Below are 17,752 nucleotides of genomic sequence, written 5' to 3'. Positions count from 1 at the left end.
ATGACTAAAGAAACACTCCTTATGCAATACCAATCTGAGTGCCTGTCGGCTCTCAAATCAGTCGTGAATATACAAAAACCTTTTGAAAAAACGTTCATGGACACCATGAAATTATTCATGGCTATCCCAGATCGTATAAACTTCCTCCAATTGGGCAGATATGGCTGTTTCTCAGAACAGACTTATCGTAACCTTTTTGAGCATGAAACTTTCGACTGGTTTGCGTTCAACGGCTCTATCATCAGCAAGCATCTCACAGGCAAAAGAAAAGCCATCGCCATCGATCCTTCCTATATCCCCAAATCAGGAAAGAAGACACCTTGGATAGGTTACTTCTGGTCTGGTTGTGCAGGAGAGTACAAGCGTGGACTGGAAATCATGGGCATCGGTGTCATTGACATCGACAACCATGAATGCATGACTTTAGGTTCCATTCAGACACCGGATTGCAAGACCTTGGATAATATGGACAAGAACCTCGTTGACTGGTACAGCAGCTATCTTATCAGTAGAAAAGACAAGATACAGAGCATATCAAGAACGGTGGTTGCAGACGCATTCTTTTCCAAGGAAACTTTCATAACGCCTATGTGCGAGAACGATTTCCATGTCATCAGCCGCTTTCGGAATGATGTAATCCTGTACTATCCGACATTGGAAAAGAAAACAGGGAAACGAGGTCATCCCAAGTGGTTTGACGGAAGAATCGACTTTGCCAATCTGGATCTGACCAGGTGCAAGGAATACGAGGTGAACAAGGGAAAACTATACGGATTGAGGGTATATGCAAAAGCTCTCAAAAGGTATGTTTCCTTAGCCATCTGGTATCCGATGGACGGGAGGACAGACAAGTGGCAGCTTTACTTCTCTACAGACGATTCCATGGATGGACGCGAGGTTCTGGATTATTACAGAACCAGATTCCAGCTGGAGTTTTGCTTTAGAGATGGAAAGCAGCATGCAGGAATCACCAACAGTCAGTCAACCGACTTCAGGAAGTTGGATTTTCACTTCAATGCGTCGCTTGCAGCTATCAACTTGGCCAAAGCGGCATGTAAGAGACTCGGAATAACCTATTCCATATCATCCTGCAAGTCTTTCATACACAATGCTTATATGCTTGAACGATTTATTTGCGTGTTTGGGATTAGCCCAGACACGCAAGTTATTGACAAACTTTTCAAAGAACTCATTTTATTTACCGCCAGAGCCGCTTAGGCTTGGCTATTTTTTAACGAACTATTGCATAGAAATTACTACAAAATAAAAATTAAAAAACTGTCCTAGTTCAATATTAAAGAATAATGATCTAGGACAGTTTTTATAAAAACACAAAAATAGGATTACAAAATCTATAAAAACATAAATTACCTATTTACCTACATTCATTATTGCATTATATATCCTCAACAGAACATCTCTTCTTTTTTCATCTTTATTTCCCCTAACATCTATACCAGATTTATAGTACCAGTCTTTAAGTTCTTCTGCTGAAGCAATATCATTTAACCTCGCATTCCATTCAGGAAGAAAACCTCTCAAACCTAAATACTGAACCATTTTGAAATCAGAAGAAGAAGGAGCAACATCCTTATAATAAATCAGAGTAGCTCCCTGATTAACCAATATTTCCTGCAATTTTTCTATATTAACATTCTGAACCTTAACATCGTCATCTATTGATATAGCTGCTGCTGCTCCTGCAGCCTGACCTATAGCCATCCAACAAGGCTCCATTCGTAATGTTGAAAAACCTATATGTGAACCAGATACGGGAACAGGGAACAATAAATTATCTACTTTTTTGGGAAGCATAACTCCATAAGGAACTGTATAAACAGCTGTAGGATAACTTAAAAATCCATCTAAATGAACTCTTCCTTTTTCTCTTTTCCTAACAGCATGAGAATCTAAAGCATAATGGCTTGCAGTTATACTATATTGATTAACAGGGGGACGACTTCCTATACTTATTGGTATGGCATCTTGTGCTGTAAAGAAATATACTCCCTCAAAACGGCGACCTTCTCTAACATACACTTGACGAGGGAAATTTCCATTATCAGTATATTCATCTTTTGCCAAGCCCCATTCTCTACATGCTAATCTAAAATGCTCAGGTAATGATTTATCATTCTGAACAAAATAAAACAAACCTTCTGTATATTCCCTCAAACGTTTTGCAAACTTATCTCTCCATTCCCAGGAAGATGTTGGCCATGGCCAATTTTCTTCAGGCAAATCCGTGGACAAAAAAACACCATGCTGATTATTTGCATCTGTTTTAGAATTAGGCACATTAACAATATTAGTAACTTTTGCTATACCCCATTTATCACCAGGCAATTCTGATTTTTGACCAGAACTAACAATCTCGATATTTCTTTTTATATCAGACTCTGTCACTCCAATCATCAAACGATCTGTATTTATTCCACTATAAACATCTTCAACAATAGAAGCATATTCTTCTCTATTATAATTTTCCGGTTTTTTAAACAATACACGATTATTAGGATCATTAGTTAAACAAAGCCTATAATTATAAGCTTGCACGGCATTATCTCCTTGGAAAGTGCTACCTTCACCTTCCGGACCACCCCAATATTTATAAACTCTACCTGCTCCTGGTTCATTAAACTCATCCTTGCCCTCTCTTCCGACTCTATATGGAACACCTGCCGCAGCTCCCAAATCACCTTCATAAGTAGCGTCAATAAATATTCTCCCTTTATATATTTCTTTCTCTCCGGAGTTTCTATTTAAAACCGTTATCTGTTCTATTTTATCATCAGATAATACTATATTATAATTCTCTGCATCAAACTGACGCATAGTAAAAACAGTTATCTTATCTTCATACTCCAATAACATATCGTTAAATACCTTTGCTCCAACTGATGGTTCAAAATGATAACCATCACTACAAAGCTTCACCTGTTCCGAACTTTCACCATAGGTATCAACATAATGCTTCTTTACACGACTAACAAACTCATAAAACAAACCTGTAGTTGCAGACCTAGTAGCTATATCAGTAGCACCCAATCCATTTGCAGGTAGCCCTCCAATACTATTACTACGCTCTAATATTACAGATTTTTTACCTAAGCGAGCTGCTGATATAGCAGTCATAATTCCTCCGGGTGTTGCTCCTACGATTACTAAATCATATATATTGTTTGCCAATACATTAGAAACACTTATTATAAGTGTAACCAATAAACTTAAATATTTCATACCAATTTTTTATTTACTTTGTAAAACTTCAAATGCATAACGTGCATAATGACCTTCCAAGCCAGATGCATATTTCTCCAAAACAGTTTTTCCTATATTATCTTTATCACCACATAAATATAATGCTCTAGCTAAATGAAGTTCCTTCAATGATAAATTTCTAGTTGAGACATCTATATCATCAGGAACGACACTAGCCCTTGCTTCATTATAATTTAATATGGAGTGCCCTGTCACCCCTGGCTTTAACAACATTTCTGAGAGTTGAGAAACAGCATCGTGACTTCCTATATTCTCATAAGCCATTGAAATTGCTCTAAAATGAGAAAAACAATCCTCGGGATTAAGTATTCTTGCCTTATCTGTTATAACATTCAAAGAACCTTTGTTTCCACTCTTACCCAGCGACATAATCAATGCATCTAATCGGCTAAGACTCATTCCAAACTGGTGCATTCCTGTATAATGCCATCCTTCATCCCACTTATCATAAGATTTTATTGCTTCAACAAGAACATTTGATACAGAATCATCTCCAAGCATACACAAAATACTTGCCAAAATAGTCTTAGCTTCAACATTATTTTCCTTAGAAATACGTTTCAATAAAAAAGACTTACATTGAATCGGATCTGTCAGTAGTATTTCTAAGCCTTTATAATTGTCTGTTACAGTCTCAACAGCCCTATTCATATCTGACCTAGCAAAACCCTTGAAATCCTTATCCTTTAAAACTCGCTCTGGGAGATTACCTATAGAAACCAAATGTTTCTGTATTTTCTTAATGTCTATTTTCCTTAAAGTTTTACCTTCTTTTATACATTGTGCTGAAAGATATCCTACCGCATAACCCTGATTTTGTAAACACGGTTGCATTCTTATAACAGGCATTGCATCCCTACTAGCACTTGCTCCAAGACCCGTTGTTAAAATACCATCCAGACCTTTAGGCAAAAGACTGCGTAATGGGACATCTGCATTATATATAACATGTCTCTTCATTGGAGGAGAAAGTATAAAATAAGGATCTACTATCATTCCGTGAGTATCAAACGAACTTTGATGGAAAGATATCGTATCATAATATCTTCTATGGTTCAAGACATCATATACAGATATTACATGTTCCCCTATTACTCTCCTTCTTTCTCTTGTCTGAGGTATTTTAACAATATCGTAATTTCCTGCCATTTTATGTTTAGCCTGAACAAATGTTCTGGAAACATCAAGTACGTCAGAATCATCAATAAAAAGCCAGTCGTTATTATTATATGAGTCTCCAAGATTTCGTTTACCAGCTCCTGCCCCCTGTATTGCCAAAGTCTTTATTCCAGTATATTCATATTCAGCTCCTGCCGATATAGCAATATCTGCACTACCTGTACTATCTATTAATATTTTTGACAATATTACACCACGACCATAAGGTGTAGCAACAACAACTCCTTTAACTATACTATCTTTAACCAATGCACCACATCCTAAAACTCCAAACCATAATTTTCCACCATACTTATGAAGCTCACGTCTATACCATTCCATTTTCCAGTCAGAAACACTTCTATGTCTCCAGTCTTTTTCTTGACGTGGATGTTCCTCTGGAGCCATATTATGTACACTCTCATCTATATAAGATGTGAATCCTTCTCTATAACCATCCCAATAACAACCAATGAGTCCTAAAGTTCCAAGTCCTCCCAAACCGTGAAGATATTCAAGGACAAGAGTTTTAACCCCCTGCTTTGCCGATGATATTCCAGCTGATGCACCAGCAGTACCTCCTCCTAAAATAACAACATCAAATTCTCCCAATATTGGCAAAGAACTACTCTTAGAATAAACATATTCCTTCTGTAAAAATGGTCTAACAGGTTTTAATACTTCACCAACATAACCCAGATCAATAGATTTTACAGAATTGTTACTTTGAACTTCTATATTTGCCGATAAAGAGAATGCTTTTGTTTTGTTACCAATTTGCTCTCCTAACAGTTCTGCTAACCACAATGCATTAACAGGCCGCATAGAATACTCTGCTGCTTCTCTTGATATATCAGCACAAGGACCTATAACCCATAAATTATTTACACCATTTGGTTGAAAAGAATCTATTGGATATTCTCGCAAAGTAGAAATCTCTCCCTTATAAGATACTTTACACTCAAGTTGCTCATTAGGAATGTACCATATTATATCAGAACTATCAACCTGATCCGGATCCCAAGCATAGTCTCTTAGTTTATGCTCAATATCCATAAGATCAGCATATGACTCAATTTTTCTTGAGCTTTTACAGATATAACGAAAAACAGAATATTCTTTCCCATTAGAAACTACAGGCACAGGGACAGATTCTACCTTTATTTCAGAATCTCCGGTTTTCAAATTATTTCCAACAGCAGTAAAGATATAATCTACAGGCATATTTGTACGGTTTCTTTTCAAACCGGCTAATTTAGCAATATTAGCCTCTTGAGTAGCATCTATTATTGACTTACACTTTATAGCCTGACGACCGGAACGACTAACCATAACAACTCCAGAAATATTCCCCGAAGAATCGACCAATAATTCTGTAATATAACTACTATAAAGAAAATAAACCCCATTATCTATAAGTTCATTTTCTAGAACAGTCTTACAATACAAAGGTCTAAATGTCTTTTCTCCCTCAAATATTTTCCTAGCCAAGGCTGTCTGAGGCTTTTCTCCTTCTTTTAAATCATACATAAAAGAGCCACATATATCATCTCCTAAATAAGTAAGAGGTGCTATAAGAAATACTTTACAGCCTTGTTTTGCTGCTGCTACGGCTGCTGCTACGGCTCTAGAGTTTCCTCCAACAACCACAACATCTGTTTCTGAATATATTGGTATTTTTCTTTCTGATTCATAACAAAATCCAGAGTCTGGCAATACCTTATTTATAACAGCTTTAGCTTCCTGAACATTACTCATAGCCGCTAATGCACTTCCTGCAACAGTGAATTTAAAAAAATCTCGACGTGTTATCATAATATAGATAATTATTGTGGAACCCAAAGTATTGCATCTGCAAATACTCTACTGTTCGAATTACTACCCTTTATACTTACATAAGATGTTGTCCCGTTTTCACATTCAAATATGCCCAACGATATCCAAGAATTTCTATTATCTTTAGGATAAATCTTTTTTTGTATCAATCCATCTTTGGAATTTATATTCAGAATTAAGTAGTCAGGCATTTCTGTATCGGATAAATCTGGACAAAAGAAATAAATCTCATATTTACCACTCTTTTTTATTTGAGGTTTAAACAGAACAACTGAATTATCGAAATTACATATATATCTATAACCTGATTTATAGCTACCATACCCATTTTTATTTTCCCATTTACCAGAAAACTCCACATATAAGGAATCACTATCGTCTACCAAAATTTCAGGGGTTGAACCATCCAAATATGGATCTTCCACCAAGATATTCTGTAACTGAGCAACATCTACATCCTGAATAATATTGTTATTATCAATGGCCAATACCGAAGCAACCCCTGCAGATTGTCCTAAAACCATAAATACAGGCTCCATTCTTATTGAACCGTAAGCGATATGGCTTGCAGATAAACATACAGGAACCAATAAATTTGTACATTCATTTCTTTTAGGGACTAAACTTCTATAGGATATAGGATAAGGAGGAAATCCACCAACTTCTACGTCTCCTTCATTTTTCACCATCCCATTTACAACTATTCTCTGGCAATTATGAGAATCCATTGTATATGCAGCCATACCAACAGCATCATCAACAATTTCAACTCCCTGACAGTTTTTCTGAGTCATAACATATTCACCAATCATTCGACGAGCCTCTCTAACATAAAGTTGTGTAGGGAAATTATCATTATCCACAAATTCATCTTTAGCCCACCCAAAATGATTTACTTTATTCCTTAAATCCTCAGGAACTCTTTCATCGTGCGAAAGAAAATAAAGCAATCCTTTTGTATAATCAACATGTGCATCCCAAATTTTTTGACGTGTATCATAATCGGCTTCAGGATAATCATAATTCATGCCTATCATATCTGTAGATAAAGGGCCTTTATTATTTGCATCATATTTTTGTTCAGGTATCCCAGATGGCATTAATAGGTATTTATTAATATCAGTATCCATCTTTCTTATCGCGCGGGCTAACAACTCATACATTTCAGGATTATAATTTTCAGGTTTTTCAAATGCTCTCTTATTATCTGGATTATCAGTTAAACATAATCTGAAATTATAAGCTTGTATTAATTTATCACCACTTCCAGTCGCTTTCAATTCATTATTACTAATACCCCAACAGTAACCACTTGTTGAATCACCTTCTATTTTATATGGATTTACACCATCTGGGAACTGATGATAAATTGACATCTGAACACCATTCAAAGTTTCTCCATAAACGCTATTATCTTCACGTCCCAAAGTATACGAAACCCCTGATTTTGCCATTAAATCACCTTCGTAAGTACAATCTATGAACTGTTTAGCTTTAACTTTCAACAATTTTTCATCAAGAATTTTGTTTGAACTCTCTAAAATTATTGATTTTATAGCATTCTGTTCAACATTAGACGTTACCAATCTTCTATTATACAAAACATCTATATCAGCATCATCCACAAAACGTTGCATTACTTTTGTAGCAACACTGGGAGGAAACATCCATTGTTCAAATTTATTATAATGTTCACCAATTCGTCTATAAAATAACCTCGCCAAACCTGTTACAGCATATTTATTTCCAATATCAGTTGCTCCAAGTCCACCGGTAGTCATTCCTCCTATATATTTACCCGGTTCGATTAAAACTACAGACTTACCCATTTTTTTTGCAGAATAAGCTGCTACTACCCCAGCTGATGTACCACCATATACACATACATCAACTTCTTTAACCATCATTTCATTTTTCTCAATATTACAAGAAAAAAGGAAAGCTATTGATAATATACAATATTTTAAATTCATGGTAACAATTATTTTATCAAAAAACCTTAGATATGAATCTTTGAAAATCTATATCTAAGGTTTTTATATTACTTATTCGTAATTTGGATTCTGAGTCAAGTTCGGATTTGTCTGTCTTTCAATATAAGGTATAGGCCACAAATAATCTCTATTTTTATCAAATTTACGAATATCAACCAAACGCATCTTATAATCAGAAGATTCTCCACTTGACGCAATAGGTATATCATCATAAAAAGCAGTACCCCATTCATCAATTCTTGGGGCCTTATCTGGATAAGCCTTCTTCATCCTTCCAAGTAAAGGTTGATTCATTACAATCTCTGCAATTTTCCAGCGTCTTATATCAAACAAACGTAAACCTTCACCTGCAAATTCATATTTTCTTTCACGAGCTACTGCATAGAATAATTCTGTAGGATCTGTTGTAGTAATAGGAGGCATATTAACTGACGGACGTTGACGAACTTTATTAATTGCATCCAAAACTGATTGATCAATTTCTCCAGCTTTTATTTTTGCTTCAGCATAAGTAAGAAGAACTTCTGGATATCTAATCAATATAGTATTCATATCACAATCATTAAGAGCATCCTTGTCTTCTATATTCGCATATTTTCTCCAACATATTCCAGTAAAAGTTGCATAAGCATGAGTCGCCTCCAAATTATCAACACGTTGATTAGTCATATAATTCCAACATTTCAAACTATCTCCATGAGTTTCAAACTGGAATCCTAAGAATTCTGAACCAGGAACAGCCAATGTATATCCCAACCTTGGATCTCTATTATCATAAGGTTTTTGTGGATTATACAACGGAGATTTATCAATCTGTTTACCATCTATACATTCCCAAGAATCTGCAAGTTGATATGCTGGTTTTTTATTTGTATGTGCTAAAGCATTTCTAGATCCAAACAAACGATAAAGTGCATGAACCTGAGTACCCAAAAGATATTGAACAGAGAATACAACCTCCTTAGATGTTTGTCCTTCATACTTGAAAAGTTTAGAATAATCATCTTCAATAATATATTCAGAACCTTCCATTTCCATCACAGATTTAGATGCAGATATAGCATCTTGCCAACGTTCATTATATAAAGCAGTCCTAGCTTTCAAAGCTAAAGCAGCTCCTTTTGTCGCATGACCTGAAGTTGGATTATTAGTCACAGGTAAAAACTCTGCAGCCTCAGTATATTCTTTCAAAATAAAATCTACAACCTCGCTTTTAGGTGTTCTAGGCTGTTGAGCTGTTTCCAATGTTAATGTCTCTGTTATCAAAGGAACATCTCCATATAATTCAATTAAATATGAATAATATAATGCTCTTAAAAACTTTGCTTCTGCTTTTATTTGATTAAACACATCTGGGTCAACCACAGATTCTCCTCTATGCATATTTTCAATCAGATAATTACATCTTGAAATTCCCTGGTAAAAAGCTTTCCAATAATTCAATGCAATATCGTTTTTAGCATCAGCTGCACCTTGTGCCATTACCTGTAAAGCATTTGTATTTCTCTCATAGCCTATATCTGAAGCTTCGTCCAATGATAAAAAGAATGTCATTGTTTCCCAGTTAGTCCATAAAGAAGAATAACATCCAGTCAATGCCATTTGCATTTCTGTTTCTGTCTGTAAGAAACTTTGATCTGAAGGTGAACTTATAGGACTTTTATCAAGAAAATCACTACAAGACTCCAAACTTAATGCAGAACATGTAGCTGCTATATATAATAATAACTTTTTCATCTCTATTATATTTTTATATTAAAATCTAAGATTAACACCAATACTCATAGTCTTCATCTGTGGGTAATAACCACCATTACCTACAGGAGCTTCAACATCAAATCCTTTCCAAAACTTATCTATTGTCAATAAATTATCTCCACTAACGTAGAATCTGACATATGAAAGGGGTGTTTTCTGTAAAACTTTCTTAGGTAAAGTGTATCCTAGTTGGATATTTTTCAAACGCATATAAGCTGCATTTTTCATCCAAAATGACGAATTCTGCATATTATTTACCTCATTAAAAGCCAATCTAGGGAAAGCTGCATCCCTATTCTCTGGAGTCCAGTAGTCTTTATGCTGTTCTTGTACTGTACCTCCTTCAATAAAGGTTTGTATACCCTGACCATAAATATAACCATTAGCTTTACCTACACCTTGTAATAACAAATTCAAATCTATTCCTTTATATTCTCCATAAAGAGATAATCCAAATGTATACCTAGGAATAGTACCTCCTATTATCACATAATCAGAAGTATTTATAACACCATCTCCATTTTGGTCTTTATATTTGATATCACCGGGTCCGAAGTTTCCATACTGTGTAGCTCCCATATAATTACCATTAGCATCATAATCTTCTGGCTGAATATATCCTATAGCTTCCAAACCATATAAAGAATACATTTCTTCTCCTTCACGGTTTACAGTCAACCCTGTTTCATTCACACCTCTCATATCCAAGATTTTATTACGGACATCCGATAAATTAAAAGATGCTCTATAATTGAAATCTCCAACGTGATCAGCATAACTTAAAGCTATTTCCCAACCTCTATTCTCCATTTTTCCGGCATTCTGCTGAGGAGCATTCATACCTATAATCAATGGAATATTCAGTTTCATTAGAATATCATCTGTTACTTTATAGAAATAATCTGCTGTAATATTTAATTTATTAAATAATGTAACATCAAGACCTATATCTGTAGAAGTTGTTGTTTCCCAAGTTATATTTTTATTTGCCATATTTACAATTGCAGCTCCTGAAGAAATAGTTTTATCAAAAACATACTTATTATCAAGATTCACCATTGAAAAGTATGGATAATAGTCCCCGATATTCTGATTACCAAGCTGTCCCCATGAGGCTCTTATTTTCAAATTGTTTACAACATCTTTTATTGGTTCAAAGAAAGATTCTTCAGATATTCTCCAACCTGCAGAAAATGATGGGAAAGCACCCCATTTATTTCCCGAGGCAAATCTTGAAGAGCCATCATAACGAATATTAGCCTCTAACAAATATTTACCTTTGTAATCATAATTAATCCTACCAAAATATGAACGTAAAGCCCATTCTGAAGAATTACCATAGGCCTTTTGATTTTCTTCACCTCCAGCATCCAATACAGGATAATCAGGAAATGCATAATTTTCACGATATCCTCGATGATTATCATAACGATAATCTTCTTGCTGATAACCAAATAATACCTTTAAACCATGATCATTGAACTGTTTCTCAAAAGTTGCAGACAAAGTCAATAAATTTCTAAAGTTTCTTTGAGTCTCATCTGTCAATGTAGATTTTTGAGGAGATCTGTAATATGGAGTTCCATCATATTTATAAGTCTGAACCATTTTATTAAAATTAGAAATATGATTCTCCCAATAATTAGCTGCATAATTTCCCTGTAAAGTCAGCCATTCAAATGGTTTATAATTTAAAGTTGCATTAACTACTGCTGTAGGTTTCTTCTGTTTTTTCAAACCTCCATCATTAGTAAATGCTATAGGATTATCACCATTCCATCCTTCACCCCACTGTCCTGAAGTCAAAACACCTGCCTGATTTGCAGGAATTCTACTCATCCAATGAAAAGCCTCTCCAATTCTAGCTGGAGCATTTTGATCAACCATAGCTAAGTGAGCATCAATTCTTGCAGATAGATTTTTAGCAATATCCATATCTGTATTAAGTCGTACAGTATATCTGCTATAATTTGTATTTTCAGTAATACCTTCTTGATCAAGGTATCCAAAACTTGCACTGGTTCTTATTCTCTTTGAGCCACCACTTATTGATACAAAATGACTTTGCATCAAACCACTATTCGTTAAAGACTCTTTATACCAATCTGTATCAGGATACTTATCTGGATCCGTAAGCATTCCTTTACGATATTCCTCTATATATTCATCCGAATATAATGGAGACTTACCTATATTTGTATATGCTGTATTCATCATTAACATATGATCTATAGCTCCTACTTTATCAGGTAAATCTGTTGGACTTTGCCAACCTACATATCCATTATAAGAAACAGAGAACTTATCTGCATCAGCACGTTTTGTAGTAATCAAAATAACGCCATTCGCAGCTCTTGAACCATAAATAGCAGATGAAGCAGCATCTTTTAATACAGAAATAGACTCTATCAAAGATGGATCTATATCATTTATACCCATCTCAACTCCATCTACCAATATCAATGCATCATTATTGTTTAATGTCGTTTTTCCTCGAATGCTTATAGTACCACCATCAGCACCTGGTTGTCCGCTACTCTGAGTAATAGCAACTCCAGGTATCAAGCCTTGCAATGCCATTGAGGTTTGACCAACTTGTCGTTTTGTCATATCATCAATAGATACAGTAGTAACAGCACCTGTTAGATTTGCTTTCTTCTGAGTTCCATATCCAACCACAACAACTTCATCCAATTTCTGAGTATCCTCTCTTAATGTAATAGCTATATTTTTCTGACTTCCAACTTTTACTAGCTGAGTTAAATAACCTATATAAGATATTTCTAAAACCGCATCATTCGGAACATCCAAAGTAAAATTACCATTCATATCCGTAATAGTACCATTTGTTGTACCTTTCACCATAACATTAGCACCAATAACCGGAATACCGGAAGCATCAACAATAGTACCGGTTATTTTATTATCATTTTGAGCTATTACCGGAGACGCATCTTTCACAGTAAGAACAATACTTCTATCCTTAACAGAATAAACGACATTTGTTCCACTGAATACATCATCCAGAACTTCAAAAATATCTGCATTATTGATATTTACAGAAACTTTTCTATCTAGGTCAACATGACGTGTATTATAGAAGAATGAATATTCCGTTGTACTTTCTATTTCATCCAATACTTCCTTTACAGTTTGATTTTCCACATTAATGCTGACCATTGTAGTCTGAGCATAGCTATTTGAAGCATATGTCAGACCTGCATAACTAAGCAGGCATGCATAAAATAGTGATTTCATAACAATAGGGACCTTAGGCAACGTAAGTCCACACGTTTTTTTATCCCATATTAATGGGGTAATACATTTTTTTCTCATAATTTTGTTGTGCTTTTTAGGTAAAAAATGATTTAATATGATTTGTCGCCAAACAAATCTTTTCAGGTTAACTCATTTCAAGCAGAGAAATACGCCAATATTTCTCTGTTTGTTTTTTTAATCTCCGTTTTTCTTCATGCTGACAATTTTTTTAAGTTTCTCAATCCTATAAATTCAGGTTAACATAGTTTTTTTAATAAATTGACAATAATAAAAATGCACTTGTAAATTAAACATTATTCATTTATCAATTTACACCCACGTCAAATACTGTTAAGACCGAGAAACAAGAATTAGTTATTAGATTTATGATTGTTTTATATTTATGACATTTTCCAAACACAAAACTCCTAAACAAAGAATAAAAAATTTTCAATAAACTTCAATTTTACTTCTTTTTTCCTCTGTTTTATCGGTTGGAACATAACGCCATTTTATATTCGAAGAAATACTGAATACATCCAATACTTGCTCCAATCGCTGTGTTGAGAATGTTCCGGTAAATGAATCCTTTCTGTATTTCTCATTTTTCACTACGAAATCCACATTAAATCTTTTTGACAACATACGGAGAACTTCATTAAATGGAGTGTTATCAAAAATTATTTTGCCATATTTCCATGCTGTTTCAGCTTCTCCATTTGTTTTCGTAAGTTTCGCCTTGGATGTTTTATTATTATAAACAAGTTTCTCACCCGGATTCATCTGTACACTTCCTGCATCGGAAACAAATCTGACCTTTCCTTCCAATAAAGTTGTAGATAATATTGAATCTCCTGGGAAAGCTTCCATATTAAATGATGTACCCAACACTTCCACCCGTTCATCGCCCGTAGTTTTTACAACAAAACGTTTATTGGGATCTTTGGTAACATCGAAAAAAGCTTCTCCTATCAGTTCTACTTCACGTTTATCTTCGCTGAAAAACTCCGGGTATCTCAAAACTGAACCGGAATTCAGAGAAACATTTGTTCCATCAGGTAATACAAAAGCTGTCGTCATACCTGGATTAGTACGAATCTCCATCATCCTGGCTTCCGCAACATCTGAGTTCTTAATTTGAAGAAGATATGCAGAAAGTAAAGGGATAAACATAATGGCGGCAGCTCTTTCAGCCCATAAGAAAACTGTTTTAAACTTTCTTCTCACCAATTTTCCTTTAGCTTTTTTCAAAGCTTTGCCGGCATCCACCTTGTCCATTACAGACAATGTATCTGCAGCCCAATAAAGTTCATGAACAGTTTTCGCAAGTTCCTCATTTTCCTTACTTACAGAAATCCATTCTTCAACATACTTTCTTTCGTCATCGTTCAGTTTTCCTTCGCAATAACTGAAAAGTAAATCTTCTATATTTTCTTTTATTCTATTCATAAAACATAAAAAATAAAACCAGCCAACAAGACTCTCTGTCACAGAGAATCTTGCCACCCTGGTTCTAAAAACCTTAAATTAACTTTTGATGTTTCATTCGAAACCCAACCTTTAGTAATATAAAACCTCACATAAAGGTTGAACTCATTAACCTTAAATTAATCCTTACTCATTCATTATGCCAGAGCCTCAATGTAATGAATAAAAAACAAATCTTTAACCACAAAAGACCTATGCAACATTTTTTGTCTTTATTATTATGACATTTCTAAAAAGGAAAGTTCCTAAACTCCTCTTGTTTTTTTTCAAAAAAAATACATACATTTGCTTTATATTTGAAAAAGCGCAAGGCTTTACTGATAAACCCGGCATTGAAATCTGGACAATTTCAAGCCTTATCGGGATAATAATTGTCAGTAAAAGTTTCTGCGTTTGTGTTGTTATATCCGCTTTTTATTTTAAAACGATATAAACACATAAGACGCAGAGCTATTGATTAATTACGATAAGGTGGGCAGTCCAGAGCCTCAATGCAGTGATAATCGATATGCTCTGCGTTTTCTCTTTTAGCCTACACAATTCAATACCGGATGGATAAACAGACTATACATATTAATGATGATAAAGAAAGCCATCTTCTTACTTCACTAAAGAATTCTGATAAAAAGGCTTTTGATAAATTGTTCAGTCAATTCTATCCGATACTTTGCGCCTATTGCCATAAATTTGTTTCATTGGAGGACAGCGAAGAGATTGTTCAGGACACATTATTGTGGTTATGGGAAAACAGGAAAGAAATTACTGTTGAGAAAAGTCTTTCGTCATATTTATTCAGAAGTGTTTATAACAGGGCATTAAACAAAATTGCAAGTAAAGACTGCCGAAACAAGGCTAATACTTTATACTTTGAGTATATGCAGGAAACTCTGCAAGACAAATCTTATTATCAGACTGACGATCTTAAAGATAAAGTTCGTGAGGCAATAGCCAGACTTCCGGAAAGTTACAGGCAAGCTTTTATAATGCATCGTTTTGAGGAGATGACTTATAAGGAAATTGCTGAAAAACTTGGTGTTTCAAGCAAAACTGTTGATTATCGCATACAGCAGTCTCTCAAACTTCTTCGTGAAGATTTAAAAACCACATTGCAGCAATATCACCTGGAAGATAAAACACAAGCTATTGGTCTGCTTATTCAAATGATTATGGGCGGAAATATTACGTTTTGACATTTTGACAATTTGTCATTTCTGCTATGCTGAGAATTCAATTTTTCAGGCTAAATTATTTTTCTTGATTTCTGTTGGCACTCTCGTGAAGTTTAAATCATATTTTTTCAGCATATTCTTCAGTTTATCAAACTATTACTCCTGTAATACAAAATCAGGAAAATCTCTCTAAAAATTCAATTTCCAAGACAAAAAAGGCATATTAAAGCCTATTTTTCCATGATTTTAAAGCAAAAATATGAGGGAAAAGCATTTGTTAAAAAAATGATTGCAATAACTTCAGAAAAAGATTGCAATGACACGTCGAAATCATTTAGAAGACTTGACTGAGACATTGCAATCATTTTCCGAAACCATTGCAATCATTTTCCGGAAACAACAAAAACACTCCTTTATTTCATTGTTTTTTTAGTAAAACCACAAATATACGAGTTATCCAAAACAATAAATTCATAACAAAATGACACAAATACTCAACTTTAACTAACAACAAAAAATCTCTGTGCCTCCGTGAGCTCTGTGTTTAATATGCCTTGTCAACTCGTAACCTGAAACATTACTTCTGCTTTCTTCTCTTTATTTCCATCTCAAGCATTCTCAGCTCTCGACCGGTTTGTCCTGCCACAGAAGTGTTCTCCTCAGCTCTTCGAATCAGATAAGGCAAAACATCCTTGACCTTTGCATAAGGAACATATTTTGTTACGTTATAACCTTCGTGAGCCAGGTTGAAAGAAATATTATCACTCATTCCCAACAATTGAGCAAAGAATATGCGGGAATCATTCCTTGCCAAGCCTTTTTCGTCAATAAGTTTGGCTAGCAGATAGTTACTTTCCTCATTATGCGTTCCCATAAACATTTCGAAATGCTCAAGATTGTCAATTGTGAAACGTACGGCTTCGTTGAAATTTGCATCAGTTGTAGGTTTATCCTTGCAAATCGGATCAGGATAACCCATTTCTGCAGCTCTTGCTCTCTCTGCTTCCATATATGCGCCGCGTACGAACTTGACACCAGCAATATATCCTTTTTCCTTCGCATCTTCCAATATGCGGCGAAGATAAGGCATACGGTCATGACGATACATCTGCAGTGTTGCAAAAACAATAGCACGTTTCTTGTTATACTTGCGCATAGCTTCATCAGTAAGCTCATCCAAAGCATCCTGGAAACAATAATCCTCAGCGTCAACAATCAAACGAACGTCATTATCATAAGCTCGCTGGCAGAAAGCCATAAATCTTTCCTTGAATTCACGGAATTCTTTAATCTCTTCAATAGTCAACTCCTCACGTTTTTCTGAAGCTTTAGCCAAAAGTTCATCTGTAACAATTGTTGATGGTTTGAACACAGCATAAGCCAAGTTGTCATTTCCTTTGGCAAAATCAATAGAACGGATGGTTTCTTCAAATGTTGCCTTGATTCCTTCAGGAGTCTGCTCTCCTTCTGCAGAGAAATCCAAAGTTGAGCGTACGTTAAATTTACGGAGATGGTCTATGATTTTCTGACAGTCCTGCAAAGTCTCACCACCCACAAACTGCTTGTATAAAGTAGGCTTCACAGCCCATGACAATGGGAAATGTATCTTTATGGCAACATTACTTGCAACACTTGCCATCTTTACAATAGACGGATGCTTCAAAGTATTGAACAACACATAAGCATTCTGTAACTCTGCATTTGATTTAGCAGAAAAGGCAATTTCGGTATTATTAAAGTCTAGCATAATGATTAATTGGGGGGAATATTAGGTTAACAATTTAGATACAAGTTGACAAGGGAACAAGT

The 17,752-nt window shown here is 34.9% G+C and carries 9 protein-coding genes; 2 read left to right on the top strand and 7 right to left on the bottom strand.

Features of this window, described 5'->3' with window-relative positions; genetic code table 11:
- Entirely contained in the window at positions 1-1,218 is a 1,218-nt protein-coding gene (locus ACYIAR_RS12930; protein WP_480330012.1) for a transposase, read from the top strand.
- A gap of 153 nt (positions 1,219-1,371) precedes the next feature.
- Here ACYIAR_RS12930 and ACYIAR_RS12925 read toward each other — a convergent pair whose 3' ends face one another.
- The 6 genes from ACYIAR_RS12925 to ACYIAR_RS12900 form a co-directional block, all read right to left on the bottom strand.
- The gene (locus ACYIAR_RS12925) at positions 1,372-3,240 is read right to left on the bottom strand and encodes an FAD-dependent oxidoreductase (protein ID WP_480330010.1); all 1,869 of its coding nucleotides are present in this window, start codon (positions 3,238-3,240) and stop codon (positions 1,372-1,374) included.
- 9 nt (positions 3,241-3,249) lie between these two features.
- Positions 3,250-6,282: an FAD-dependent oxidoreductase gene (locus tag ACYIAR_RS12920; RefSeq protein ID WP_480330008.1), complete on the bottom strand. Its 3,033-nt coding sequence runs from the start codon at positions 6,280-6,282 to the stop codon at positions 3,250-3,252.
- Positions 6,267-8,249 (bottom strand): FAD-dependent oxidoreductase, encoded by a 1,983-nt coding sequence (locus ACYIAR_RS12915; protein ID WP_480330006.1) that lies wholly within the window; start codon positions 8,247-8,249, stop codon positions 6,267-6,269. The genes ACYIAR_RS12920 and ACYIAR_RS12915 overlap by 16 nt, the downstream gene beginning before the upstream one ends.
- A 72-nt stretch (positions 8,250-8,321) precedes the next feature.
- Positions 8,322-10,007, bottom strand: coding sequence for a RagB/SusD family nutrient uptake outer membrane protein (locus ACYIAR_RS12910; RefSeq protein WP_480330004.1), 1,686 nt, complete (start codon positions 10,005-10,007; stop codon positions 8,322-8,324).
- Between the two features lie 18 nt (positions 10,008-10,025).
- A complete protein-coding gene (locus ACYIAR_RS12905; RefSeq protein WP_480330002.1) occupies positions 10,026-13,286 on the bottom strand; it encodes a TonB-dependent receptor in 3,261 nt (1,086 codons plus the stop codon).
- A 450-nt stretch (positions 13,287-13,736) separates the two neighbouring features.
- Positions 13,737-14,735: a FecR family protein gene (locus tag ACYIAR_RS12900; protein WP_480330000.1), complete on the bottom strand. Its 999-nt coding sequence runs from the start codon at positions 14,733-14,735 to the stop codon at positions 13,737-13,739.
- Between the two features lie 590 nt (positions 14,736-15,325).
- On the opposite strand from ACYIAR_RS12900, the gene ACYIAR_RS12895 reads away from it, so the two are divergent.
- Positions 15,326-15,964, top strand: coding sequence for an RNA polymerase sigma-70 factor (locus ACYIAR_RS12895; RefSeq protein ID WP_480329998.1), 639 nt, complete (start codon positions 15,326-15,328; stop codon positions 15,962-15,964).
- A 556-nt stretch (positions 15,965-16,520) separates the two neighbouring features.
- Here the strand turns inward: ACYIAR_RS12895 and ACYIAR_RS12890 are convergent.
- The gene (locus ACYIAR_RS12890) at positions 16,521-17,690 is read right to left on the bottom strand and encodes a proline dehydrogenase family protein (RefSeq protein WP_480329996.1); all 1,170 of its coding nucleotides are present in this window, start codon (positions 17,688-17,690) and stop codon (positions 16,521-16,523) included.
- Between the last annotated feature and the right edge of the window lie 62 nt (positions 17,691-17,752).

It is taken from the genome of Parabacteroides sp. KHUB-01 (genome assembly GCF_056640935.1).
Note: the sequence above shows the minus strand (reverse complement) of the source record. Positions and strands in the feature narration are given on the sequence as shown.